Here is a 24,786-nt window from a genome sequence, read left to right as displayed (position 1 = left end):
GTAGTTTGAAGATAAGATTTCATATATCAAAATTCGAAAGAGATAAATTCAGGATATCGGAATTCACGATTGACCATCTGGTTCGCTCCCCGCATGAAAGAGCCCCAGGGCGGCGATCCCTGCCGATGGCGAAGGGAGCCTCCCGCGCGAGGACGCATGGGTTTCCTGACGCTGGACGGTCTGACGAGGCTCTACGGCGATGTCGCTGCGGTCAGCGATGTCAGTCTCAGCGTCGCCAAGGGCGAGTTCATCTCGCTGCTCGGTCCGTCCGGCTGCGGCAAGACCACAACGCTTCAGATGATCGCCGGCTTGGTCGAGCCGACGTCCGGGCGCATCACGCTCGATGGCCGCGACATCACCCATGAGAAGCCTGATCGCCGCGGGCTCGGCATCGTGTTCCAGAGCTACGCGCTGTTTCCGCACATGACCGTGGCGCAGAACATCGCCTTCGGACTCGAAATGCGCAAGGTGATCAGGGCCGAGCGCAAGGCGCGCGTCAAACAGGCGCTCGCGCTGGTGCAGCTCGCATCGCTCGCCGACCGCTATCCGCGCCAGCTCTCCGGCGGCCAGCGCCAGCGCGTGGCGGTGGCGCGGGCGCTCGTGATCGATCCGCCGGTGCTGCTGCTCGATGAGCCCTTGTCCAATCTCGACGCCAAGCTGCGCGAGGAGATGCAGTTCGAGCTGCGCGGCATCCAGCAGCGCATCGGCACCACCACGATCATGGTGACCCACGACCAGAGCGAGGCACTGTCGATGAGCGACCGCGTCGTGGTGATGGAGCACGGGCGCATCATGCAGGTCGATGCGCCCTATCGTCTCTATGAGAGCCCCGCGACGCCCTTCATCTCCTCCTTCGTCGGCAAGATGAACCGACTGTCCGGCATCTGGCGCAACAATGGCGTCGAGATCGGCGGCCATGCGCTGCTTCCTTGCGAGGGCGCTGGTCTCGCCGAGGGCGCGGCTGCCGTGCTGGCGATCCGGCCGGAGAAGATCGGTCTGGCCGCTCCCGGCGCCGGCGTGCTCGACGGCCGCATCAAGGCGCGTTTCTTCCTCGGCAGCGCCTGGTTCTTCACCGTGGAGACCCCGGCCGGGGTGATCGGCGTCTCCCTGCCCAATGCAGGCGGGGAGCCGGCGCGCGAGGGCGATCAGGTCGGGCTCGCCTGGAGCAGCGCCAGCGCGCACGCGTCCAAGCCGGACGGAGCGTCACCGGCATGAGCAGCGGGCGCGCCAGTGCGACACCATGGTTGTTGGCGGCGCCGGGCGCGCTGCTGTTCGCCGCATTGGTCGTCGTGCCTCTGGCGCTCACGCTGATCCTGTCGTTCCACGTCTATGACGCCGCGACCGGCGTCAAGGACGAGACCACGCTGACGCACTACATCGCCATCCTCTCCGACAGCTACTTCCTCAATATCTTCTGGCGCACCCTGCGGCTTGCGGCGCTGACGACCTTGGTCTGCGCAGCGATCGGCGCGCCCGAGGCCTACATCCTGGCGCGCATGCGCGAGCCCTGGCGCTCGGCGTTCCTGCTCGCGATCATCGGCCCGCTGCTGGTCTCGGTCGTGGTGCGTGCCTTCGGCTGGAGCATGCTGCTCGGCCCCACCGGCCTCGTGAACGAGGCTTTCCGCGCGGTTGGCCTCGGCACCGTCAGGATCCTCTACACCGAGACGGCCATCGTCATCGCGCTCGTGCATGTGATGCTGCCCTTCATGGTGATTCCGGTCTGGACCTCGCTGCAGAAGCTCGATCCGATGGTCGAGGCCGCCGCCTGGACGCTCGGCGCCTCGCGCTTCACCGCGCTGCGCCGGGTGGTGTTGCCACAGGTGACGATGGGCCTGCTGTCGGGGTGCCTCGTCGTGTTCGGACTATCAGCGTCCGCGTTCGCAATCCCCGCGCTGCTCGGCGGCCGTCGGCTGAAGATGGCGGCGACGCTGGTCTATGACGAATACATGCACGAGCTGAACTGGCCGCTCGGCGCGGCCATCGCGATCCTGGTGCTCGTCATCAATCTCGTCATCATGCTTGTCTACCAGCGCTTGGTCGAGGCGCGCGCCAGGCGGACGCTGGGGTGAGCGGCATGCGCCACAATGGTCCCATAGCGCTTGTCTTTCACGCGCTCGTCGTCGGCTTCGTTCTGGCGCCGCTCATCGTGATCTGCCTCGTCGCCTTCACGCCGGCGAACACACTCACCCTGCCGACCACGCAATTTTCACTGCGCTGGTTCGCGGCCGTGTTCGCGCATCCGGATTTCGTTGCCTCCTTTCTCAACAGCCTGTGGGTCGCAGCGACAGCCGCGACGATCGCGGTCGTGCTCGCGGTCGCCGCCGGCCTCGCGCTCGATCGTTACGAGTTCCGCGGCCGCGCGGCGCTGAACGCGCTGTTCCTGTCGCCCTTGATGATCCCGCATCTCGTGCTCGGCGTGGCGCTGCTCAGATTGTTCGCGCTCGTCGGTGCCACCGGCAGCCTGCTCTGGCTCACCGCAGGCCACATCGTCGTGGTCACGCCCTATGTGCTCCGGCTGGTGCTGGCGGCACTGTCCGGCCTCGACCGCAGCGCCGAGCAGGCGGCCGTGACCTTGGGCGCCTCGCGCTGGATCGTATTTCGCCGCATCACCGTGCCGATGATCCTGCCCGGCATCACCGGCGGCTGGCTGCTCGCCTTCATCAACTCCTTCGATGAGCTCACGATGTCGATCTTCATCACCTCGCCCGCCACCGTCACCCTGCCGGTGCGCATGTACATGTACGCGACCGAGTCCATCGATCCGATGATGGCGGCGGTATCGGCACTGATGATCGCGGTGACGGCGGCGGCGATGCTGCTGCTCGACCGCATCTTCGGTCTCGACAAGATCCTCGTCGGGCAGGGCTGACACCATGCCGCTGCTGCATCGCCTGGTCCGCACCGACAGCGCCGTCATCTCCTTCACGATCGATGGCGTGCCCTACGACGGCCGCGCCGGCGACACCGTTCTGACGGCGGTGCTCTGTCACGTCGAATGGCTGCGCCACAGCGAGTTCTCCGCCGCGCCGCGCGCCGGCTTCTGCCAGATGGGCGCCTGCCAGGACTGCTGGGTGCAGCTCGCAAGCGGCGAGCGGCTGCGCGCCTGCACGACGCCGCTCACCGCGGGCATGCACATCGTCACGCAGCGGGGACGCAGCCATGGCTGAGCGCGCGCCGCCCCTGATCGTCGGCGCCGGTCCGGCCGGCATCCGCGCCGCGATGACATTCGTCGCCGCCGGCCTGCGGCCGGTCGTGATCGACGAGGGCCACGCCTGTGGCGGCCAGATCTATCGCCAGCCGCTGAGCCCCGACGGCCGCGATAACCGCGCGCGCTACGGCTCGGAGGCTCCGAAGGCCGCGCGGCTGCATCACGACTTTGCGGCGCTCCGTACTGCAATCGACTATCAGCCAAATACGCTGCTGTGGAATCTGCGCGACGGCGCGGCCGACATCTTGCGTGGGGGTATCAGCCAACGGGGCAGCTATGACGGGCTCATCCTCGCGACCGGCGCGACCGATCGCGTACTGCCGATCCCCGGCTGGACCCTGCCGGGCGTGTTCACGCTCGGCGGCGCGCAGATCGCGCTCAAGGCGCAGGGCTGCGCGATCGGCCGACGCGTGGTGTTCGCCGGCTCCGGCCCGCTGCTCTATCTGGTTGCCTGGCAATACATGAAGGCCGGCGTCGATGTCGCTGCCGTGCTCGACGCGGCGCCCTTGTCTGCGAAGCTCAATCTGCTGCGCGCATTGCCGCTCGCGCCGGGCATCGTGCTGCGTGGGTTGCGCATGGCGGTGGAGTTGACGCTGCGCGGCACTTGCGTGCGGTTCGGCGTCTCCCGGCTCCGGATCGAGGGCGAGGGCAGGGTGGCGCGCATCGTCTATCGGGCCGGTGGGCGCGAACACGCGATCACCTGCGACGGCGTCGGCTACGGCCTCGGTCTGCGCTCGGAGACTCAGGCTGCTGATCTCGCCGGCTGCGCCTTTCGCTTCGATGCGCGCGACCGCGCGCATCGTCCGGTTCGCGACGTCAGTGGCCGCAGCAGCGTCGCGGGCGTGTACCTCGCCGGCGACGGCGCCGGCATTGCCGGCGCCGATGCCGCTGAAGCCGCCGGCGAGCGTGCCGCGCTGGCATTGTTGGAGGATCGCGGCCAGCCGCATGATTCCATGCGCGCCGCCGCCCTCGAATATGCGCTTGCGAGGATCGACCGGCTGCGCGACGTGCTCGAAGCCGCCTTTCCCTATCCATCGCATTGGGCGGGCGACATCGCCGATGACACGCTGCTGTGCCGCTGCGAGGAGATCGATGCCGGCGAGGCGCGGCGCGCGATCAGGGATTTCTCGCTCACCGAGATCAATCGTCTGAAGGCGGTGACGCGCATCGGCATGGGCCGCTGCCAGGGCCGCATGTGCGGCGCGGCCGCCGCGGAGCTCTTGGCTGCGCAGACGCGCCGCGACATCGGCGCCGTCGGCCGGCTGCGCGCGCAGGCGCCGATCAAGCCGATCCCGGTGGCCGCCAGCCTTTCCCTCGACGAGAGGCAGCATGACCCGGCGCATTGACTGCGATGTCGCGATCGTCGGCGGCGGGCTGGTCGGCAGCTCCGCCGCGCTGGCGCTGCGCGCCATGGGCTTCTCCGTCACGCTGCTCGACAAGGGCTTCTGTGGCGCGCAGGCGAGCGGCGTGAACTATGGCGGCGTGCGCCGCCAGGGCCGCCCGCCCGAGCAACTGCCGCTGTCGCAGCGCGCGCATGCGATCTGGCCGCAGCTGAAGGCGCTGATCGGCATCGACGGCGAGTTCCTGCGCTCGGGCCATCTCAAGCTCGCGCGGACGCCTGCGGACATGGCGAGCCTGGAGCGCTACGCCGCCGAGGTCGCGCCGTTCGGGCTCGCTCTCGAGCTGATCGGCCACAATCGACTGCGCGAGCGCTTCGGCATCGCGGGCGGCGTCGTCGGCGGCTCGTTCTGCCCCGGCGACGGCCACGCCAATCCCCGGCTGGTCGCCACCGCCTTCGCCGCAGCGGCGCGTCGCGCCGGCGCCGAGGTTCTGGAGAACACGGAGGTCACGGGCGCCACCAGGACGTTCGAGGGCTTCGTGGTCGAGGCCGGCGACGTTACCATCAAGACGCGTACGGTCATCAACAGCGCCGGCGCCTGGGCCGACGGCTTGGCGCGCGCGTTCGACGAGCCGGTGCCGCTGGAGCGCACCTATCCATCGATGATCGTGACCGAGCCGCTTGATCCATTTCTCGGCGTCAATATCGGCATCGAAGGCGGCGGCATCTATGCGCGGCAGGTGGCGCGCGGCAATGTCGTGGTCGGCGGCGAGCGCGCTGCGCCACTCGACGATCCCGACTACTCGCGCCCGCGCAGTGACGGCGTGCTTGCGATCATGCAGCGCGCCAGCGCGCTGTTTGGTCCGCTCCGCCATGCCCAGGCGATCCGGTTCTGGAGCGGCACCGAGGCGACGATGCCCGACCGCAACCCGGTGATCGGCCCGAGCGCCACGACGCCGGGACTGATCCACGCCTTCGGCTTCTCTGGCGCCGGCTTCCAGATCGCACCGGGGGCCGGCGAGGTGCTGGCCGAGCTGGTGCGCGACGGCGAGACCTCGACGCCGATCGCCCCTTTCGCCATCACCCGTTTCTCACCCGCATCGCAGCCGGGCGATGCATCTCAAGCAGCAATGACGACAGGATCGAAGGAGACCTCGCCATGATCGATGCTCGCGCCGCGCTCGGCTCAGCCCTCGCGCTCGTGCTTGCAACCGCCTCCGCGTACGCCGAAACCAAGACGCTCTATGTCGGCATGAACGGCGGCAATTTCGAGCGCACCTACACGCAGGCGGTGTTCCCGGAGTTCGAGAAGGCCAACGACGTCAAGATCGTCGTCGTGCCCGGCACCTCCTCGGAGATCCTCGCCAAGGCAATCGCGGCCAAGGACAGGCCGCAGATGCATGTGATGTTTCTCGACGACGGCGTGATGATCCGCGCCGCCGGTCTCGGGCTGTGCGAGAAGCTGAAGCCGAGCGATGGCTTGGCGCAGCTCGAGCCGTTCGCACGGCTCAAGGACGACATCGCCGCCGGCATCGACATCGGCATGACTGGCCTTGCCTACAACAAGAAGCTGTTCGACGAGAAGGGCTGGGCGGCGCCGACCTCCTGGCTCGATCTGGCCGATGCCAAATACAAGGACAAGGTCGTGTTCCAATCGGCCTCGGTCTCGACCTTCGGCCTGCACGCCTTCCTGATGTTCAACCGCATCAAGGGCGGCAACGAGGCCAATGTCGAGCCTGGCTTCAAGGCGTTTCCCGACACGATCGGCAAGAACGTGCTCGAATACATCCCGAACTCGGCCAAGATCTCCGAGATGGTGCAGACCGGCGAGGCCGCGATCTTCCCGCTCACGCCGACCGCGGTGTCGACATTGAAGGAGAAGGGCATTCCGGTGGAGTATGCCCAGCCGAAGGAAGGCTCGGTCGTGCTGATGGTCGCCGAATGCGTCATCGCCAACAACTCCGAAGCCGAGCTGGCGCAGAAGCTCGCCGCCTATCTGCTGTCGCCGGAAGCGCAGGCAAAGGCGCTGGCGGCCGGCAACATCGTGCCGTCCAACACCACCGCGAAAGCCACGACTCCGGTAGCCGAGCAGAAGCTCGCGACCTTCCACGTCTTCATGAAGAGCGCCGTCACGCTTGACTGGGACGTCATCAACGCCAAGAGGCCGGAGTGGAATACGCGCTGGAACAGGATGATCGAGCGGTGAGAAGAGTCGTAGGGTGGGCAAAGGCGCTCCGCGCGATGCAAAGCATCGTGCGAAGCGACGTGCCCACCGTACCCGCCACGCGTCGCGGTGAAATGGTGGGCACGGCGCGGTCAGGCAGCACGTCGCAAAAGCAACGAGCGGGCGCGCCTTTGCCCACCCTACATTGCCGCGCGTGAACTAGGGCGCCGGATAGCTCGTCGCATAGGCCTCCGTCAGCGTCTCATCGAGCCGCCGTCCAGCGCTGAAACCTGCCAGCGTCGCGGGACGGGTGACGCCCCGCAGCAAGCGGCCATCGGGCTCCGGCGGCCCGATCAGGGTGTGCACCGGAATGCGCTCGGCGTAGATCGGCAGCGCATAATCCTCGTCATCATCGATCACGCCGGCCGCTCGGATCTTTGCCGATGCCTTTTCGATCTCCATGGTCACGACTGACGTAGCCTTGAGCTCCTGCTCCGTGGTCGGGCGCAGGCTTGCAGTGCGGCCGGGAAACAGGCGATCGACCATCATCACCAGCGCGCGCGCCTTCTCGGCCTGATCCTCGATCAGCTTGGCATGACCGAACGCCATCACCGAGCGATAGTCGGCGGAGTGGTGGAAGGCGCTGCGTGCCAGCACCAGGCCGTCGAGATGGGTGACGGTGAGACAGGCCGGCTGTCCCTCGGACAGGCTGCGCAGCATGCGGCTGGCGCTCGATCCATGCCAATACAGCGTCGTTCCCTCGCGCCAATACAGCGTCGGCGTGCAATAGGGCTGGCCGTCGATGACATAGGAGACGTGGCACAGCGTTGCGGAGTCGAGCAGGGCATGGACGGTCGCATGATCGTAATGGGCGCGCTGATGCCGCCGCTTGACCCGGTTGGTGTCGTCGACGGGATAGCTCGGCATCTGTTGCTCGGACATCGTCAGTCTCCTGTTTCCGCCGACGTCATGCCATGGCAAAGTGGTTGCCGGGAGTTCCACTTCGATGCGAAAGCAAGCAACCACTTCGCGGCGCCGCGACGACGTGCTGGCGCTGCCGATCCACCTCGACCGCACCATCCGCAGCCAGTCGCAGCAGGTGCACGGTGCGCTGCGGACCGGCATCGTCGATGGCCTGCTCCTGCCCGGCCTTCGTCTGCCTTCGACGCGAGGGCTTGCCGAGCAGCTCGGCGTCCGCCGCAACGCGATCGTCACAGCCTATGAGGCGCTGCTGTCGGATGGCCTGGTCGAGGCGCGCCACGGCGCCGGCACCTATGTCGCCGCCCGGCTGCCCGCACCGCAGGTCGCCGCGCCGGTCGCCGAGCTGGATGTTCGCATTCCGCCGCGCCGGCCGTTCGCGCTCGGCTACACGCTGGTCGATCCCGCGCTCTTGAGGCGACTCGCCGCAGCCAGCCGGCGCCGCATCGCCCACGCCGCGCCCGACGAGCTCGGCTATGGCGATCCGCGCGGCAGCCTGCATCTGCGCACCCAGGTCGCGCACTACCTTGCCGCCAATCGCGGCGTACGCTGCGACCCAAGCTGCATCCTGATCGTGAGCGGCACCCAGCATGGCCTGCGGCTGTGCATCGACGCGTTGCTTGCGCCGGGCGATCCCGTCTGGTTCGAGGATCCCGGCTATGTCGCCTCGCGCCATACGTTGAGCACGACCGGCGCGAAGCTGGTCCCGGTGCCCGTCGATGATGAAGGCATCATGGTGAGCTCGGGCGAGGCGGCGTACACGGCGGCCAAGGCCGCCTACGTGACGCCATCGCATCAGTTTCCGACCGGCGTTGCGATGAGCATGGCGCGGCGCATCGCGCTGCTCGACTGGGCGCGCAGGGCGGACGCCTACATCTTCGAGGACGACTACGACAGCGAATACCGCTTTGCCGGCCCGCCGCTGACGGCGCTGGCCGGAATCGGCGGTGAGCGCGTGATCTATCTCGGCACCTTCGGCAAGACGCTGCTCGCGGGACTGCGGCTCGGCTACCTCGTGGTGCCGCCGGCGCTGGTCGGGCGGGTCGTCGCAGCGCGCGCGGCGCAGGACCGGTTTCCGCCGGCCTTCATGCAGGACGCTCTGGCCGACCTGATGGCCGACGGCGTGCTCGCAGCCCACATGCGGCGGATGCGCCCGCGCTACCGCCAGGCGCGCGATGTCGTCGCCGAGGCGCTCGCCAGGCATGGCAAGGGGAGCCTGCAACTGGCCGCGCCGTCGCAAGGGTTGCATCTGCTGGCGACCTTGCCGCCCGCAGCGCCGAAGGGCGCAGCGAAACTGATCCGCGACCGGGCCGGCATCGAATGCCGGCTGTTGTCGGATGCGCGGATCGTGCAGCGCGGGCCCGACGGTTTCATCCTGGGCTATTCGGGCTTTGCAGCGAAGGATCTCGCCGATGCCGCGAGGCGGCTCGGGCGCGCCACACAGGACATCCTGGGCGCGGCCGCGCGCCCGCGCTGAGCGTCATCGATGCTGCGGGTGTGGCCGAGCCGGCACGACGAGGCTGGGCAAGAACTCAGTGTTCACGGTAAGATTTGGGGGCATGACGAATCGGCCGTTCAAGAGCGGCGAGAGCCGCGATCAAAAGAGCCTGCTTCCGCCTCGGATTGAGGATTATGTCGGGCCGGACAATCCGGTTCGTGCGATTGACAGCTACGTCAACGCTCTCGATCTGGCCAAGCTTGGCTTCCGCCACGCCAAGCGGAGGGGATCGGGTGTCGGGCAGCCGCCGTACGATCCGGCGGACCTGCTGAAGCTTTATCTCTATGGTTATCTGAACCAGATCAGATCGTCGCGCCGGCTCGAGCGTGAAGCCGGCCGCAATCTGGAGCTGATCTGGTTGTTGAGGAACCTGAAGCCCGGCTATCGGACGATTGCGAACTTCCGCAAGGAGAACTGGGCTGCCTTGAAGGCGGCGAACCGTAGCTTCGTCCTGTTGCTGCAGGAGATCGGGTTGATCGGCGGGACCCTGGTCGCGGTCGACGGCGCGCTGTTCCACGGCAATGCCAGCAAGGACAGCATCTTCACGCGCGGGAAGCTCGCCAAACAGATCGCCAAGCTCGATGAGGAGATTGAGGCGTACGGCAAGTCTCTCGACACCAACGACGCGGCGGAAGCCAAGCAGCCCGACGACGGCAAGGATGGCAACAAGGATGGCGGCGATGTCGGGGACAAGATCAAGGAGCTGATGGCCAGGCGTGAACGCGCACAGTCCGATCTGGAGAACCTGGACAAGGGCGACAAGGGACAGGTGTCGAAGACCGATTCCGATGCGCGACTGCTGAGCAAGGGCGACCAGACGATCGCAGGCTACAATGTCCAGAGCGTCGTCGACGACAAGCATAAGCTGATCATCGCCAGCGAGGTCGTCAATCGCAGCGATACAGGACACCTTCATATGATGGCGAAGGCGGCCAAGGAGGGCCTCCAGGTCGAGGCGCTGCAGATACTGGCAGATGTCGGCTATTACAACAGCGAGGATATCAAGGCTTGCGAGGATGACGGCGTCACCGCCTATGTCCCGCTGCATCACGGCAATGGCAAGAAGCACGGTCGCTTCACGCGAGGTGACTTCACCTACAATTCCGCGACCGACACCTACCAGTGTCCCGCAGACCAAGCGCTGCATCCAACAAAGAAGCTCTGGAAGAATACGAGCGGCAGGATGGAACGCCGCTACCTGGCCTCCGTGGCGACTTGCGGCATCTGCCCCCTCAAGGCGTCTTGTCTCTCTGCGAAGGAAAAAAGCCGCCGCGTCTCTCGATGGGAGCACGAAGAGGTGCTGGATCGTCACCGCCAGAGGATGGCGAGCGAACAGGCCGGCCAATTGATGCGCCGCCGCTCGGCCATCGTCGAGCACCCGTTCGGCACGCTCAAGTGCCGCGCCGGCTATCAGCACTTCCTTGTCCGCGGCTTCGACAAGGTTCGCGGGGAATGGAGCCTCATGGCGCTCTGCTACAATCTCACCCGCGCCCTCAACATTCTCGGCTTCGACGACTTCCTCGCCCGCATCGCCGAATGGGCTCTTGCAGCTCTACATGCCACTTCCGGCGAAGCGAGGGGCGCATCGGAGGCGGTTTCGCTTGCCCTGATCCGATTCTGGACCATGATGCAGTCATGGCTCGAAATTGCACCGCGCCGAGCCCTCTCACCCCCCTAATTCGGATTCTTGCCCAGCCTCGTCGGGCAAATCACCTCCACATTTCCGCGCATCCCGGCTCGCTGAAGAGGGACGTTTCGCGATCGTCACGAGCGTCGAGCCGGAAGATGCGATGGGCGCGTTGCTCTGCAGCCGGGTGTCACAGCCGGGCCGACGAACGGAGCGATGCGACGGCGAAATGGTGTGGTCCTGGCATCGCGGTGCTGATGCGAAGGCGGCGGTGATGATGATCCGCCGGCGACGGGGGCAAGACAGCCGATCCCCGGGGAGAGCGCCTATAACGTGCGCCGTGGAAAGGCGCGGTTCTTGAGAGGGTGAAAGTCCCTTCCGGCAAATGTCGTTCCAGCCGGTAGCAATCGGAGCAGTCGGCGAGGTAACGACCCGGCTGAAGCCTCCGGTGGAGAGGGTCACGAGGTGACTTGGCGAGTGGGCGGGCTGTAACACGAGTGAACGTTGAGCAGGCCTCGAAAAGCTCGATGTGGAGGCTGACCTGGCCTTATTACAGGGAAAGCTGACATCGCTGGGGAAGAGAGCGACACGCGCACCCAGCGGCTCCACCGGGGTAGTGACGACGGCACGTCCACAACGAGAACCGAAGCAACACGGGAGACCCCATCGCGCGGTCGAGCGAGAGACCAACCGGAGGCCTGTGAAGGTCAGGCCGGGCGCGGCGGGGAGTCGGATGGGCTCGTAGTACCGGGGAAGCCGGGTAATGCCGGTGGAGGGAAGGAGCCCTCGTTCAGGCCAATGTAGAAAGTGGCGCGGGAGGGGAGATTGGGTCACCTCGAAACTCCACCAAGTGTCCGGAAGCTGCAGACTGCGTTACATGCGAAAGCGAAGGCAGAACCCGGGTTCAGGTTCTATCTTCTGTACGACAAGGTGTCTCGGGCGGATGTTCTGAGCTTCGCCTATGCCAGATGCAAAGCCAATGGCGGCGCGGCTGGTGTGGACGGTCAGACGTTCGAGGCCATCGAGGCGTATGGAGGCCAAGGTGCGTCGTCCGCGGATCACAAGAACCCGGATGTCGACAATGGCTGGAATCCGTGGCTCGGAGAACTGGCGGAAGAGCTCAGGAACAAGACGTATCGGCCGCAAGCGGTCAGACGGGTCTACATTCCGAAGCCGAACAGCAAGAAAATGCGACCTCTGGGGATCGCGACGATACGCGACCGGGTGGTTCAGACGGCGGCGATGCTGGTGCTCGAGCCCATCTTCGAAGCCGATCTGGAGCCCGAGCAATATGCGTACCGCGCCGGCAAGACTGCGCTGGACGCGGTGGAGACCGTGAACCGCCTGCTCAATCTGGGGTACACGGCCGTCGTCGACGCGGACCTGCGTGGCTACTTCGACGAGATACCGCACGGACCGCTGATGAAATCAGTGGCGCGCCGGATCTCCGACCGGCACATGCTGCATCTGATCAAGATGTGGATCGAGGCGCCGGTCGAGGAGACGGACGATCGCGGGCGCAAGCGTCGGACCACGTGGAATCGGGACGAGCACCGCGGCATCCCGCAGGGCTCTCCGATCTCCCCGCTGCTGGCGAACCTGTACATGCGACGGCTGGTGTTGTGGTGGAGACAATCGGGCGCGCGGCGGCGGCTGAAGGCCGTCATGGTCAACTATGCCGACGACTTGGTGATCTGCTGCAAGGGTACGGCCGACATCGCCATGCAGACGATGCGAGAGGTCATCAAGAAACTGCAACTGGCGGTCAACGAGGACAAGACACGAATCTGCCACCTGCCGGAAGAGCGGTTCGACTTCCTGGGCTACACGTTCGGACGGTGCTACTCCCACAAGACCGGGAAGGCCCACCTCAACTCGAAGCCATCGAAGAAGAGCATCAAGCGAATCTGCGATGCGATCAGGAACGAGACGGGCCGGCACAGGACGTTGTTATCAACCGAGAAGGTGGTGAAGCGGCTCAATGCCAAGCTCACCGGATGGGCGAACTACTTCCGTCTCGGGCCGGTCTCACCGGCCTACAGGGCGGTCGATGCCCATGCCATCCATCGGCTGCGCCAGTGGTTATGCGAAAAGCATCGGGTTCAAGGCCAGGGGTACAATCGCTTCCCCGACCGGTACCTCTACGAGACGTTGGGGCTGGTACGGCTGCCGAAGTCGACGCGTAACCTGCCGTGGGCGAAGGCATGAGAGCTTGCCCGGGAGCCGGATGCGCGAAACGCGCACGTCCGGTTCGATGAGCGGGGAAGGGAAACGGGGCGTTGCCGAATGGCCCAAGCCACCGCGCCCTTCCTCGACTCTACCGTGAAGACCATCGCGCAGGGAATGCCGGGTTGAACCGGCTTTGCCTGTGGTACCTGCCGCCTGCATTTTTTTCGCAGGCGGGCCATGGGTGGGGCCTTCACCCGGCATTCCTTGCGCCCTTTGCACTTCTGAGGGCGAGACGGATCGCAAGCCTCGGGCATCATCTGCCGCGAGAATGCGCCCTCATGTTCGTGGCTGTGCGAGATGTGGTTTGGAACAGATGCGCGTCAAGCAGCCCGGATAGGCATTGTCGCACCCGCGGCGCGTTCATTCATAGGGATTGTGCTCGGCGTTCGTCATCGTCTGGCGCACCCGGCGCAAGGTGATGGGCGTGCCGTCGGAGACGAACTGCAGCTCATAGGCGCGGCCGCTGTCGTCCTTGGCGGAGCAGGTCACGCTCGTGACCTTGAGCATCGCGAAATTGCCGACCTGACGGCACACGCCGGCCGAGCTCTTCGTCGCCGGCACCGGGATGCCATCGACCTTCGGGCGATGCTTGGAATTCAGCAGCATGCGGTCGATCGGCAGCTCGTAGACGTTCTGAATCGACCTGCGGCCATTGATGCCGGAGAACGCGATGATGTGGCTCTCGTCGGCCGGATCGTCGAGCGCGACGGTGAAATGAGCGCGCCCCTTCTCGCTGTGAAAGAACGCCACCGTCCTGCACGAAAATTCGCGGCCATCGACCTTCGCGGACCGGCAGGTGCCGGACATCAGTGCATAGAGATCGATGTCGGGCTTGTTCTCAGACGTGCTGGCAGCCGTCATCGGCGCCTGGGCCAGACAGGACGAGCCGAGGCAGAGGCCGAGCGCGACGGCGACAATACGAGAAAAATGCAGGGACATCCGCGGCGTCAGGCCCGATGGGAAAATCAGCGAATTAGAACTCGATCAATGGATGTGTCAACTTTGCGGCAAAATGAGGTCGGTGATCGCCGGACGCTATTTGCCAATCTGTATCCTCTGCCGCCACAGCGTCCAGGCACGGTCCATGATCACCATGTTGACGGCATCGGCCTTGGTGGCCTCGTCGGCACTGAGATAGGCGACCTCGGCGCCGAGCCCGAGAGCCTGGGCCTGGAGCTTCGCATTGACGTCGGTGTAGTAGGCGCGGAACACGGCGGCCTGGACTGCAGGACCGACGGTGACGTCACCATGGCCGCGCATCAGCACCACGGACTTGTCGCCGAGCGCGGATGCGAGCGACCTGCCGATGGCGTTGTTGCGCACCAGCATGTCGGTCGCGCCGAACTCCTTGCCGATGTCCCACACCGGGGCGCCGTCGCCGAGAAAGGCCGCATTGTGATAGAGCGGCTTCAAGGGTGTACGGCTGACGCTGAAGGGGACGACGCCGGGCGAATGCGTGTGTACCACCGCGTTGACGTCCGGGCGGGCCTTGTAGATCTCGGCATGGATGAAGCGTTCGAGGAAGACGGCGCGGTTCTTCGCATCGACCGGTTCGCCGTTCTCGTCGAACTCCATGATGTCATTGGCCGTGACCTGCGCCGGCGCGATCGAGCGCGCCATCAGGAAGTGGCGCGGATTGGTGGGATGCCGCGCACTGACATGGCCGAAGGCATCGACGACGCCGAGATCGGCGAGCACGCGGCTGCCGGTCGCGATGTCCTCGAGCAGCTCGCGGGGAGCGCCGGGGATGGAGTCTTCGGCGCGAGAGGGGGCGGCGGAGAGGAGGAGGGCGGTGACGGCAAGCGCGGCGAAGCGGCTGAAGCTGGACATCTGGCTCTTCCTCCCGGCCTTCGTTGTCTAGGCTCGTTGCTTCAACATACGCGTCATTGCGAGCGAAGCGAAGCAATCCAGGATGGTGGTCGGGACCCTGGATTGCTTCGCTTCGCTCGCAATGACGGGGAGAGGTTTGAGCGAGGCAACTGGCATGGCAGGGTGAGCGCTCCCTCAGGTCACCGGCGCCGGATTGAACAGCGTCAGATCGTTGTGGATGCCCCAGCGGTCCGACCACGGCTTGGTGCGGCCGCTCGCAACGTCGAGGATCAGCTTGAACAGCTCCCAGCCGGTCTCCTCGATCGTCATCTCGCCGGTGGCGATGCGGCCGGCGTCGAAGTCGATCAGATCCTTCCAGCGCCGCGCCAGCTCGCTGCGGGTCGCGACCTTGATCACGGGCGCGGCGGCGAGGCCGTAGGGCGTGCCGCGGCCGGTGGTGAACACCTGGAGCGTCATGCCGGAGGCGAGCTGCAGGGTGCCGCAGATGAAGTCGGAGGCCGGTGTCGCCGCGAACAGCATGCCCTTCTGCTTGGCCTTCTCGCCCGGCGCCAGCACGCCATGGATCGGACCGGAGCCGGACTTGACGATCGAGCCCAGGGATTTCTCGACGATATTGGCGAGCCCGCCCTTCTTGTTGCCCGGCGTCGTGTTGGCGCTGCGGTCGGCGCCGCCGCGGGCCAGATAAGAGTCGTACCAGTCCATCTCGCGGATGAGCGCGCGGCCGACGTCCTCGTTGATCGCGCGCCGGGTCAAGAGCTGGATGGCGTCGCGAACCTCCGTCACCTCGGAGAACATCACGGTCGCGCCGGCGCGCACCAGCAGGTCGGCGGCGAAGCCGACCGCAGGGTTGGCGGTGACACCGGAAAACGCATCACTGCCGCCGCATTGCAAGCCGATCACGAGATCGGACGCCGGGCAGGTCTCGCGCGTGCGCTTGTTGAGCTGCGCGAGGCGCCGGTCGGCCTGGGTCATGATGGCGTCGACGATGGCGCCGAAGCCGTCGAAGGCCTCGTCCTGCATGCGGACGATCGAGTCTTCGGTGCCCTCCGGCAGCAGCCGTTCCGGCGCGAGCTTCTCGCAGCCGAGGCCGACGACCAGGATCTCGCCGCCGAAGTTCGGGTTCAGCGCCAGGTTCTGCAGGGTGCGGATCGGCACCACGGCATCGGGCGCCGTGATCGCGACACCGCAGCCATAGGCGTGGGTCAGCGCGACGACGTCATCGACATTGGAGTACTTCGGCAGCAGCTCGCTCTTGATGCGCTTGATCGCATATTCGAGCGTGCCCTTGACGCATTGCACGGAGGTCGAGATGCCCAGCACGTTGCGGGTGCCGACCGAGCCGTCGGCATTGCGGAAGCCCTCGAAGGTGTAGCCTTCGAGCGGCGGCAGCGGCGCTGGCACGGCGGTGGAGATATCCAGCTTGTCGAGGGCTGGGGCCTCGGGCATGTCGATGCGGGCCTCGTCGACCCATTCGCCGGCCGCGATCGCCGACTTGGCGGTGCCGATGATCTCGCCGTAGCGGATGATGGGGCCGCCCTCGGGAATGTCGACCAGCGCGGTCTTGTGGCCCTGCGGGACGAAGCTCCTCAGCGTCAGGCCATCGGGAAATTTGGTGCCGGCAGGCAGGCCGAAATCGTTCACCACGATCGCGACGTTGTCGCGCGCGTTGAGCTTGATGATGCGGGGCTCTTGGTTGGCGACGACCTGCTGGTTCATGCTCGCTCCGTGCTGCTCCGTAGGGTGGGCAAAGCGAAGCGTGCCCACCGTCTTTCGTTCGTCTCCGAGCCGTCGGTGGGCACGGCGCTTCGCGCCTTTGCCCACCCTACAGGTCTTGGTTTCCGTCATTGCGAGCGAAGCGAAGCAATCGAGGGTCGAGAAGGAGGTCTGGATTGCTTCGTCGCTTCGCGCCTCGCCATGACGGCGCTCACGACGGGCGAGGTCTCACACCGGATAGGTGTAGGCCGTCTTGACCGTCGTGTAGAACTCGCGCGCGTAGGAGCCCTGCTCGCGGGCGCCGTAGCTCGAGCCCTTCCGGCCGCCGAACGGCACGTGATAGTCGACGCCGGCGGTCGGCAGGTTGACCATCACCATGCCGGCCTCGCTGTTGCGCTTGAAGTGCGAGGCGTATTTGAGGCTGGCGGTGCAGACGCCCGCCGCGAGACCGAACTCGGTGTCATTGGCGATTGCCAGCGCCTCGTCGTAGTTCTTCGCACGGATCACGCAGGCAACCGGCCCGAAGATCTCCTCGCGGGCGATGCGCATGGTGTTGGTGGCCTCGGTGAACAGCGCCGGCTGCATGTAGAAGCCGGGCGTCTCGCGGTTCAGGAGCTCGCCGCCCCAGGTCAGCTTGGCACCTTCGTCCTGGCCGATCTTGAGATAGCGCTGGTCCTGCTCGAGCTGATTGCCGTCGACCACCGGGCCGATATGGGTGCCCTGCTTGACGGCGTCATCCACGACCAGGCCCTTCAGCCGCTCGGTCAGCGCGGCAACGAATTTGTCGTGGATGCCCTCGGTGACGATCAGGCGCGAAGACGCGGTGCAGCGCTGGCCGGTCGAGAAGTAGGAGCCGTTGGCGGCGGCCTCGACCGCGACCTTGACGTCGGCGTCGTCGAGCACGACGAGCGGGTTCTTGCCGCCCATCTCAAGCTGGAACTTCTTCATCGGGTTCGACAGCACGCAGGTCTGCGCGATCTTGCGCCCCGTGCCGACCGAGCCGGTGAAGGAGATCGCGGCGACGTCCGGATGCTCGAGCAGGGTCTGGCCGACCACCGAGCCGGAGCCGACGACGAGGTTGAACACGCCGGCCGGAAGGCCGGAGCGCGCGATGATCTCGGAGAGCGCATGCGCCGAGCCCGGCACCAGCTCGGCCGGCTTGAACACCACCGTGTTGCCGTAGCAGAGCGCGGGCGCGATCTTCCAGGCGGGGATCGCGATCGGGAAATTCCAGGGCGTGATCATGCCGACGACGCCGACCGCCTCGCGGGTGATCTCGACGTCGAGGCCCGGACGGACCGAGGCGCCCTTCTCGCCGGTCAGGCGCAGCGCCTCGCCGGCAAAGAACGCAAAGATCTGCCCCGCACGCGCCACCTCGCCGATGCCCTCCGGCAGCGTCTTGCCTTCCTCGCGCGCCAAGAGGCGGCCGAGCTCTTCCTTGCGCGACAGGATCTCCGCCGAGATCTTGTTGAGCGCGTCATAGCGCTCCTGCGGGGTCGAGCGCGACCACGCCGGAAAAGCGGCCTTGGCGGCGGCGATCGCCTTCTCGGTCTGCGCGCGGTCGGCCTTGGCATATTCGCCGACGACGTCGTTGGTGTTGGACGGGTTGATGTTGCGGGTCACCCCGCTGCCGTCGACCCACTCGCCGGCGATGAAATTCTTGAGGATCGCGTTCATGTTGTTCTCCAGACTTTTGCGCGATTGCTCGGACAATCTAACCGATCGCCCCCGTCATCGCACGAGACAGGGGCGCTTGTCGTCGAAGGTCCAGCCGGGGATCAGATACTGCATTGCGACGGCGTCGTCGCGTGCGCCGAGCCCGTGGCTCTTGTACAGCGCATTGGCCTTTTCGATGGCGCCGCGGTCAACCTCGATGCCGAGCCCGGGTTGCTCGGGCACGGCAATCCTGCCGCCCCTGATCTGCAGCGGCGCCTTGGTTAGCGCCTGGCCGTCCTGCCAGATCCAGTGGGTGTCGATCGCGGTGACCTTGCCCGGTGCGGCGGCGGCCACATGGGTGAACATCGCCAGCGAAATATCGAAATGGTTGTTGGAGTGCGAACCCCAGGTCAGGCCATTGTCCTTGCAGGTCTGGGCGACGCGGACCGAGCCCTGCATGGTCCAGAAATGGGGATCGGCCAGGGGGATGTCGACCGCGCCGAGCCGCAGCGCATGGCTGAGCTGCCGCCAATCGGTGGCGATCATGTTGGTCGCGGTCGGCAAGCCCGTCGCGCGGCGGAACTCGGCCATGATCTCGCGCCCGGAGAAGCCGGCCTCGGCGCCGCAGGGGTCCTCAGCATAAGCAAGGATGCCGTGCATGTCCTTGCACAGCCGGATCGCCTCGTCCAGCGACCAGGCGCCGTTCGGGTCGAGCGTGACCCGCGCCTGCGGAAAGCGCCTGGCGATCGCGGTCACCGCCTCGATCTCGGCCTCGCCTTGGAGCACGCCGCCCTTGAGCTTGAAATCGGCGAAGCCGTAGGCGTCGTGCGTGGCCTCGGCCAGCCGCACCACGGCCTCGGGCGTCATCGCCTCGTGGTGGCGCAGCGTGAACCAGCCGTCCTTCTCGCCTTCGCCGGTCGCGTAGGGCAGGTCCGTCTTCCTGCGGTCGCCGACGAAGAACAGATAGCCGAGCGCCTCGACCGATGTGCGCTGCTGGCCCTCGCCGAGCAGCGCTGCGACGGGCAGGCCGAGGTGCTGGCCGAGCAGGTCGAGCAGCGCCGACTCCACCGCGGTGACTGCGTGGATCATCACGCGCAGATCGAACGTCTGCTTGCCGCGGCCGCCGGCGTCGCGGTCCGCGAAAGTCGTGCGCATGGTGGCGAGGATGGTGTTACAGGCGCCGATGCTCTGGCCGACGATCAGGCCCTTGGCATCCTCCAGCGTCTGCCGGATCTTCTCTCCGCCGGGCACCTCGCCGACGCCGGTGTGGCCGGCATTGTCGGTGAGGATGACGAGGTTGCGGGTGAAGAACGGCCCATGCGCGCCGCTGAGATTGAGCAGCATGCTGTCACGGCCGGCGACCGGAATGACCTCCATGCCGGTGACGACCGGTGCACCGGAGATTCCTGTGCTGGTGGCTGCGTAACTCATGTGCTCCTCCGTCGTCGTCTCGTTTTGTTGTCGTCATTCCGGGGCAGCCCGTCAGGGCTGAACCCGGAATCCAGAGATTGGCTTGCGCCTCTTATCCATCAACTCCGAGATTCCGGGTTCAAGGCCTTGCGGCCTTGCCCCGGAATGACAACAAGATCACTCCGCCGCCTGCTGTGCCGAGACGGCGCCCGGCAGCGCCTTCACCAGCGCCGTCAGCTCCGCCATCTCCTCCGCGGTCAGATCGGTCAGCGGCAGGCGGACAGGACCGGAATCGCGGCCGATCACCTTCATGCCGGCCTTGATGATCGAGACCGCGTAGCCCTTCTTGCGGTTGCGTATCGCGATCAGCGGCAAAATGAAATCCTTCAATCCGGCCTGGATGGTGGCGTGGTCGCGCTTGCGCACTGCGGCATAGAAGTTCGTCGCGAACTCCGGTACGAAGTTGAACACGGCCGAGGAGTAGGTCGTCACGCCCATGTCGAGATAGGGCAGCGCGAAGGTCTCCGCGGTCGGCAGGCCACCGATATAGGTCAGGCGGTCGCCCATCTTGGTGTAGACCCGGGTCATCAGCTCGATGTCGCCGATGCCGTCCTTGTAGCCGACCAGGTTCGGGCAGCGCTCGCACAGCCGCGCCAAAGTGTCAGGCTGCAGGATGGCGTTGTCGCGGTTGTAGACGATGACGCCGATCTTCACCGACTTGCAGACCGCCTCGACGTGGGCGGCGAGGCCGTCCTGCTCGGCATGGGTCAGATAGGGCGGCAGCAGCAGGAGGCCGTCGGCGCCGGCCTTCTCGGCGCCAATGGCGATCTCGCGCGCGATCGCGGTGCCGTAGCCGGTACCCGCCAGCACGGGCACCCGGCCGCGGGTCTCGTGCACCGCGACCTCGACGACCTCAGGCACCTCCGCAGGAGTGAGCGAGAAGAACTCGCCCGTGCCGCCGGCGGCGAACAGGCCTGCGACCTCATAGCCGCACAGCCAGTCCATGTTGGCGCGATAGGTGGCCTCGTCGAACGAATGGTCGGCCTTGAACGGCGTCACGGGGAAGGAGAGCAGGCCGCTGCCGATCTTCGCAGCCATTTCCGTCGGGGTCATCTTGCTCATCGCGCGGGTCCTTCACGAATGTCCTTGGGAACGGGCGCGGCAGGCGCCGGCGCATTCCCCGGGCGATGTCGTAGGACCAAGTTCGATGCCGGTCCAAGCCAATGACGGTATCGATTGATGCAGATCAGATATCAATCTTCCGCTTGCTGCACGGCGAGATTGCCGGCCAGCTCGACCAGTGCCGGCAGCAGCGGATTGTCGTGATCGCGCCGCCAGACCAGGAACAGCTCGGCCGGCGTCGGGTTGCGCAGCTTCAGCGGCCGCAGCCGGACATCGGCGATCTTCAGGCTGGAGGCAGCTTCGGGCACGATCGCAAGCCCGAGGCCGGCGCGCACCATCGCCAGGATCGAGTGGATCTGGCTCAGGTGCTGCACGTAGCGCGGCAGCACCTCTGCGCGCATGAACTGCGACACCAGGAGATCGTGGAAATAGCGCGCCTCGGTCTGCGAATACATGATGAAGTTCTGGCCGTCGAAATCACGGATCGACACGGTCTCGGCCGAGGCCAGCCGATGCCGGCGCGGCAGCGCGGCGCAGAGCGGCTCGGCGACGACGCGGCGGGTGGCGAATTCGGGCCGCGCGATCGGCGGCCGCAGCAGGCCGGCATCGATCTGGCCGGAGGCGAGCGCCTCGATCTGGTCGCCCGAGACCATCTCCTTCAGCGACAGATCAGCTTCGGGCAGCTCTGTTCGGCAGGCGGCGACGAGGTCGGGCAGGAAGCCGTAGGCCGCGGCCGCGGTGAAGCCGATCTTCAGCGACCCGCTCTTGCCGCTGGCGATGCGCTGCGCCACCTGGGCGGCGCTCTCCGCCATCTTCAGGATGCGCCGCGCCTCCGGCAGGAAGCTGCGCCCGGCCGGCGTGAGCTTCACCGAGCGGCTGGTGCGCTCGAGCAGCACCGCATCGATGATGTGCTCCAGCACCTGGATCTGCCGCGACAGCGGCGGCTGCGTCATGTTGAGCCGGATCGCGGCGCGGCCGAAATGCAGCTCCTCGGCCACGGTGACGAAGCAGCGCAGCTGGTTGAGGTCGAACATCGATGCTTCCTCGGCATGGATAGGGCCGGTGGTGCGAGTTTGGTAGCATCGATTGGGGGCAGTGGGAATATTGGCGGGATCGTCGGCCGCGGCTTTGGCAGACGCGCCAAACTCGGCGGTTGGCGTCAGGCAGGGCCACTGCTTGACGCCCCCGTCATGCGCCGGCTCACTTGCTGGACGCAGCAGCGCGGGCATCCGCAATGGCCTGCTTGAAGGCCTGTGCATTGGGGACGCCGGGGATGCGGAAATGGCCGATGATGAAGGCCGGCGTGCCGCGGAAGCCGAGGCCCGCGGCCTGCTCGTGGTTGCGCGCAAGCACGGCGTCGATGTCGGCGCGCTTGGCCGCGAGGTCGGCCTTGGCGCGGGCGAGGTCGATTCCGGCGCCGCTGAGCGCCGCATCGACCTTGGCCTCCGACAGCTTCTCATTGAGCGAGATCAGCGCCTCATGGGCTTCGGCGAACTTGTCCTGATATCTCGCCGCCAGGGTGAGACGCGCCGCGTAGATCGAGGCGCCGCCGAAGATCGGCCAATCCTTGAAGACGAGACGGACGTGACCGTCGTCGCGAACCACCTTGGCGAGCTCCGGGCTGATCTTGCGGCAATACGGACACTGATAGTCGAAATACTCGACGATCGTGATGTCGCCATCGGCGTTTCCGACAGCGGGGATGGCGGGATCGTGCAGGATGCGCGCTTCGCTCAGAATGTCGGTGTCGTCGTCCTCGGCGCGAGCCTGGAGCGGCAGGATGGCCGCGGTCAACAGCAGCAGCATGGCGATCGATGCGGCAAAGGTCTTCGTGGTCATGACTTGTCGTTCTCCTGATGAGGGATAGTCGATGCGGTGTCGATGGCATCCAGCACGGTCTGCGGCGTCAGCAGTTCGGGGAGCAGGATGCCGTTGGGAGCTCCGGGGCCGTACACGATGTTGAACGGCAGGCCGTAGCGGCCGAAGGATCGGAGATAGGTCGCGATCGCGTCGCTGGGCGAGGTCCAGTCCGCCTTGACGGCAACGACACCCGACGCGAGTCGGCTGCGCACGGCCGTGCTGTCGAGCACGAGCTTCTCGTTGACCTTGCAGGTGACGCACCAGCTGGCGCCGATGTCGACGAAGACCGTATGGCCGGCACGCACCTGTGCCGCGATCTCGGCCGGAGCCAGCGGCTGCCAGGCGATCTCGGCCACCCGGTCCCTGCCGTCCGGCGCCTTGATGTAGGTTGCTGCCGTCAGCGCCAGACCTGTCGCGATGGCGAGGCTGGCTCCAGCGATCGTTCGCCGCAACGGGAAACGGAGCGCCGCCGTGATCAGCGCAGGGACGAGCAGCGCAGCGGCGAGGATGACCGCAGTCGGGGGGCCACTGATGTCGGCGAGCACGATCAGCAGCCAGAGCGCGGTCGCCGCCATCGCGGCCGCTGCGACGGCGCGCAGCTTCAGCATCCAGCGGCCGGGCCGCGGGAAGAGTGCGGCAAGGCCCGGCGCCGCGGCGAGAGACAGATACGGCGCAGCCATGCCGAGCCCAAGCGTGGTGAACACCAGCAGGATCTGCGGCGCGGCCTGCGACAGCGCAAAAGCGACGGCGGTGCCGACGAATGGCGCCGAGCACGGCGTGGCCAGCAGCGTCATGACGAAGCCGTTGATGGCATGACCTGCCATCGTCCTGCGGCTCGCAGCGTTGCCGAGGCGGCCGGCGATCCACCACGGCAGGCTGATCTCGAACAGGCCGAGCAGGTTGGCGCCGAATGCCGCGAGCGCGATGATCATCGCGATGAGGAAAGCCGGCTGCTGAAACTGCAGGCCCCAGCCGACTTCGGCGCCCGCGGCCTTGAGCGCGGACAGGATGATGGCAAGGGTCACGAACGAGGCGACGATGCCGGCGGCCGTCGCCAGGAATGCCCGACGCGGCGAGGGCGCGTGTGCGGGATCGTGATCGACCAGCGAAACGAGCTTCAGCGACAGCACCGGAAACACGCAGGGCATGAAGTTGAGGATGAAGCCGCCGAGCAGGGCCACGCCGAGAATGGCCCAGATCGATGCCGCCGAAGGACGCGGTGCCGGTGTGGCTGCTTTGGCCGCAGAAGCGTGAGCAGCTTGATCGACATCCACCGGAAGCATGGCTTCTATCGATCGGTCGCCATCGACCAGGGTGACCCGCAGGCGTTGCACCGGACCGGCCCGATCGAGGCCTTGCACCGGCACGGCGATCCGTACGCCGCCGTCCGACATCGTGCTCACCTGGGGACGGCCGCCGGACACGGCGTCGTCCCCATCAAGGAAGACGTCGGGCGCGTGCAGTGGCGGCGTCGCATGCGCTTCGAGCAGCAGTTGCGGCTTTGGTTGCCGATCGATGCGCAGCGCCGTGATGGAAAGTCCGGGCGAACTCGCCCGCGGGACGCTCTGCCGCCATTCGTCGATCAGCGCCTGATCGTTCGGCCGACGCGAAACGGCGGGGATGTCGGCCTCGAGATCGGCCTCCTGCTGGGTGCAGATGACCGAGCAGACGAACAGCACGGCCTTCAGCGTGAGATGTGCGGGCGCCGCTCCATCCTCGAGCCGCACGCGCAACGGAAACAGCACGTGCTCGGCATAGCCGAACGTGTCGATATCCTGCTCGCTGAAGCGGCTCGGCGCCGGCCATTCGACGGTGACATCGGCGACGTTGCGCGAGCCGCTCCAGTCGAATTGCGGTGGTGCGCCGGCGTCGCCGGGCGAGCGCCAATAGGTGTGCCAGCCTGCATCCAGCCTGACATCCAGTCCCGCCCACGCCGTGGCCGGGCGGTCGTCTGCTCGCGTGATGTCGCCGACCAGCAGGCGCGTGTCGACGTTCGCCTGCGGCCGCAACTGACCCGCGGCGGCGGTCGTCGCCGCAAGATGGAGCAGGCCGAGCAGCAATACGAGCCGGCCAAGATGACGGATGGACATGATGATCTCCCGCGCGCTGATCGCACATTGCGGTGGCCGTTGCGCCGCGCGATCCGGCGCAA

General features: G+C 66.5%; 20 protein-coding genes. 10 read left to right on the top strand and 10 right to left on the bottom strand.

All coding sequences use genetic code 11. The annotated features are described in order from the left end of the window. The first annotated feature begins 156 nt into the window (after positions 1–156). Genes QW868_RS21450 through QW868_RS21420 form a run of 7 tightly spaced genes read left to right on the top strand, consistent with a single transcriptional unit; the run spans position 157 to position 6,753 of the window. Positions 157–1,215: an ABC transporter ATP-binding protein gene (locus QW868_RS21450; RefSeq protein ID WP_315736641.1), complete on the top strand. Its 1,059-nt coding sequence runs from the start codon at positions 157–159 to the stop codon at positions 1,213–1,215. Beyond that, complete coding sequence (locus tag QW868_RS21445) at positions 1,212–2,069, top strand: ABC transporter permease (protein ID WP_315736642.1); 858 nt, start codon at positions 1,212–1,214, stop codon at positions 2,067–2,069. The genes QW868_RS21450 and QW868_RS21445 overlap by 4 nt, the downstream gene beginning before the upstream one ends. Before the next feature lie 5 nt (positions 2,070–2,074). Continuing rightward, positions 2,075–2,869, top strand: coding sequence for an ABC transporter permease (locus QW868_RS21440; RefSeq protein ID WP_315736643.1), 795 nt, complete (start codon positions 2,075–2,077; stop codon positions 2,867–2,869). A 4-nt stretch (positions 2,870–2,873) separates the two neighbouring features. Continuing rightward, the gene (locus tag QW868_RS21435; RefSeq protein ID WP_316231447.1) at positions 2,874–3,167 is read left to right on the top strand and encodes a (2Fe-2S)-binding protein; all 294 of its coding nucleotides are present in this window, start codon (positions 2,874–2,876) and stop codon (positions 3,165–3,167) included. Next, a complete protein-coding gene (locus QW868_RS21430; RefSeq protein WP_316231446.1) occupies positions 3,160–4,554 on the top strand; it encodes an FAD/NAD(P)-binding oxidoreductase in 1,395 nt (464 codons plus the stop codon). The genes QW868_RS21435 and QW868_RS21430 overlap by 8 nt, the downstream gene beginning before the upstream one ends. After that, complete coding sequence (locus QW868_RS21425) at positions 4,538–5,710, top strand: FAD-dependent oxidoreductase (RefSeq protein ID WP_316231445.1); 1,173 nt, start codon at positions 4,538–4,540, stop codon at positions 5,708–5,710. The genes QW868_RS21430 and QW868_RS21425 overlap by 17 nt, the downstream gene beginning before the upstream one ends. Beyond that, positions 5,707–6,753 (top strand): ABC transporter substrate-binding protein, encoded by a 1,047-nt coding sequence (locus tag QW868_RS21420; protein WP_316231444.1) that lies wholly within the window; start codon positions 5,707–5,709, stop codon positions 6,751–6,753. The genes QW868_RS21425 and QW868_RS21420 overlap by 4 nt, the downstream gene beginning before the upstream one ends. A 177-nt stretch (positions 6,754–6,930) precedes the next feature. On the opposite strand, the gene QW868_RS21415 is transcribed toward QW868_RS21420, so the two are convergent. Beyond that, a complete protein-coding gene (locus tag QW868_RS21415) occupies positions 6,931–7,653 on the bottom strand; it encodes a pyridoxamine 5'-phosphate oxidase family protein (protein ID WP_316231443.1) in 723 nt (240 codons plus the stop codon). Positions 7,654–7,717: 64 nt separating this feature from the next. On the opposite strand from QW868_RS21415, the gene QW868_RS21410 reads away from it, so the two are divergent. From QW868_RS21410 to ltrA, 3 genes are all read left to right on the top strand, one after another. Then, a complete protein-coding gene (locus QW868_RS21410; protein ID WP_316231442.1) occupies positions 7,718–9,166 on the top strand; it encodes a PLP-dependent aminotransferase family protein in 1,449 nt (482 codons plus the stop codon). Between the two features lie 82 nt (positions 9,167–9,248). Then, positions 9,249–10,865: an IS1182 family transposase gene (locus QW868_RS21405; RefSeq protein ID WP_316231441.1), complete on the top strand. Its 1,617-nt coding sequence runs from the start codon at positions 9,249–9,251 to the stop codon at positions 10,863–10,865. Between the two features lie 879 nt (positions 10,866–11,744). Then, complete coding sequence (ltrA, locus tag QW868_RS21400; RefSeq protein WP_316229723.1) at positions 11,745–13,022, top strand: group II intron reverse transcriptase/maturase; 1,278 nt, start codon at positions 11,745–11,747, stop codon at positions 13,020–13,022. 381 nt (positions 13,023–13,403) lie between these two features. On the opposite strand, the gene QW868_RS21395 is transcribed toward ltrA, so the two are convergent. From QW868_RS21395 to QW868_RS21355, 9 genes are all read right to left on the bottom strand, one after another. Further along, complete coding sequence (locus tag QW868_RS21395) at positions 13,404–13,982, bottom strand: hypothetical protein (RefSeq protein ID WP_316231440.1); 579 nt, start codon at positions 13,980–13,982, stop codon at positions 13,404–13,406. 96 nt (positions 13,983–14,078) lie between these two features. Next, entirely contained in the window at positions 14,079–14,873 is a 795-nt protein-coding gene (locus QW868_RS21390; protein ID WP_316231439.1) for a class II aldolase/adducin family protein, read from the bottom strand. Between the two features lie 174 nt (positions 14,874–15,047). Then, entirely contained in the window at positions 15,048–16,589 is a 1,542-nt protein-coding gene (gene garD, locus QW868_RS21385; RefSeq protein WP_316231438.1) for a galactarate dehydratase, read from the bottom strand. 225 nt (positions 16,590–16,814) lie between these two features. Continuing rightward, positions 16,815–18,263, bottom strand: a complete 1,449-nt coding sequence (locus QW868_RS21380; protein WP_316231437.1) for an aldehyde dehydrogenase family protein — start codon at positions 18,261–18,263, stop codon at positions 16,815–16,817. 54 nt (positions 18,264–18,317) lie between these two features. Next, the gene (gene gudD / locus QW868_RS21375) at positions 18,318–19,673 is read right to left on the bottom strand and encodes a glucarate dehydratase (protein WP_316231436.1); all 1,356 of its coding nucleotides are present in this window, start codon (positions 19,671–19,673) and stop codon (positions 18,318–18,320) included. Between the two features lie 156 nt (positions 19,674–19,829). Further along, complete coding sequence (gene kdgD / locus QW868_RS21370) at positions 19,830–20,774, bottom strand: 5-dehydro-4-deoxyglucarate dehydratase (protein WP_316231435.1); 945 nt, start codon at positions 20,772–20,774, stop codon at positions 19,830–19,832. 131 nt (positions 20,775–20,905) lie between these two features. Continuing rightward, positions 20,906–21,808, bottom strand: a complete 903-nt coding sequence (locus tag QW868_RS21365; RefSeq protein WP_315771315.1) for a LysR substrate-binding domain-containing protein — start codon at positions 21,806–21,808, stop codon at positions 20,906–20,908. A gap of 166 nt (positions 21,809–21,974) precedes the next feature. Beyond that, positions 21,975–22,613 (bottom strand): DsbA family protein, encoded by a 639-nt coding sequence (locus QW868_RS21360; protein ID WP_316231434.1) that lies wholly within the window; start codon positions 22,611–22,613, stop codon positions 21,975–21,977. Then, positions 22,610–24,724 carry a protein-disulfide reductase DsbD family protein gene (locus tag QW868_RS21355; protein WP_316231433.1) on the bottom strand — a complete coding sequence of 705 codons (2,115 nt, stop codon included), beginning with the start codon at positions 24,722–24,724 and terminating at the stop codon, positions 22,610–22,612. The genes QW868_RS21360 and QW868_RS21355 overlap by 4 nt, the downstream gene beginning before the upstream one ends. Positions 24,725–24,786: the final 62 nt, after the last annotated feature.

This window comes from Bradyrhizobium sp. SZCCHNR1051, from assembly GCF_032489615.1.
Classification (GTDB): domain Bacteria; phylum Pseudomonadota; class Alphaproteobacteria; order Rhizobiales; family Xanthobacteraceae; genus Bradyrhizobium.
This window is presented reverse-complemented; position numbering and strand designations above follow the sequence as displayed.

Coding starts and splice junctions, on each gene's coding strand:
- QW868_RS21405 (WP_316231441.1), top strand. CDS start 9,249: ATGACGAATCGGCCGTTCAAGAGCGGCGAGAGCCGCGATCAAAAGAGC.
- QW868_RS21445 (WP_315736642.1), top strand. CDS start 1,212: ATGAGCAGCGGGCGCGCCAGTGCGACACCATGGTTGTTGGCGGCGCCG.
- QW868_RS21425 (WP_316231445.1), top strand. CDS start 4,538: ATGACCCGGCGCATTGACTGCGATGTCGCGATCGTCGGCGGCGGGCTG.
- QW868_RS21420 (WP_316231444.1), top strand. CDS start 5,707: ATGATCGATGCTCGCGCCGCGCTCGGCTCAGCCCTCGCGCTCGTGCTT.
- QW868_RS21395 (WP_316231440.1), bottom strand. CDS start 13,982: ATGTCCCTGCATTTTTCTCGTATTGTCGCCGTCGCGCTCGGCCTCTGC.
- QW868_RS21355 (WP_316231433.1), bottom strand. CDS start 24,724: ATGTCCATCCGTCATCTTGGCCGGCTCGTATTGCTGCTCGGCCTGCTC.
- QW868_RS21410 (WP_316231442.1), top strand. CDS start 7,718: ATGCGAAAGCAAGCAACCACTTCGCGGCGCCGCGACGACGTGCTGGCG.
- gudD (WP_316231436.1), bottom strand. CDS start 19,673: ATGAGTTACGCAGCCACCAGCACAGGAATCTCCGGTGCACCGGTCGTC.
- QW868_RS21380 (WP_316231437.1), bottom strand. CDS start 18,263: ATGAACGCGATCCTCAAGAATTTCATCGCCGGCGAGTGGGTCGACGGC.
- garD (WP_316231438.1), bottom strand. CDS start 16,589: ATGAACCAGCAGGTCGTCGCCAACCAAGAGCCCCGCATCATCAAGCTC.
- QW868_RS21365 (WP_315771315.1), bottom strand. CDS start 21,808: ATGTTCGACCTCAACCAGCTGCGCTGCTTCGTCACCGTGGCCGAGGAG.
- QW868_RS21360 (WP_316231434.1), bottom strand. CDS start 22,613: ATGACCACGAAGACCTTTGCCGCATCGATCGCCATGCTGCTGCTGTTG.
- QW868_RS21390 (WP_316231439.1), bottom strand. CDS start 14,873: ATGTCCAGCTTCAGCCGCTTCGCCGCGCTTGCCGTCACCGCCCTCCTC.
- kdgD (WP_316231435.1), bottom strand. CDS start 20,774: ATGAGCAAGATGACCCCGACGGAAATGGCTGCGAAGATCGGCAGCGGC.
- QW868_RS21415 (WP_316231443.1), bottom strand. CDS start 7,653: ATGTCCGAGCAACAGATGCCGAGCTATCCCGTCGACGACACCAACCGG.
- QW868_RS21430 (WP_316231446.1), top strand. CDS start 3,160: ATGGCTGAGCGCGCGCCGCCCCTGATCGTCGGCGCCGGTCCGGCCGGC.
- QW868_RS21450 (WP_315736641.1), top strand. CDS start 157: ATGGGTTTCCTGACGCTGGACGGTCTGACGAGGCTCTACGGCGATGTC.
- QW868_RS21435 (WP_316231447.1), top strand. CDS start 2,874: ATGCCGCTGCTGCATCGCCTGGTCCGCACCGACAGCGCCGTCATCTCC.
- QW868_RS21440 (WP_315736643.1), top strand. CDS start 2,075: ATGCGCCACAATGGTCCCATAGCGCTTGTCTTTCACGCGCTCGTCGTC.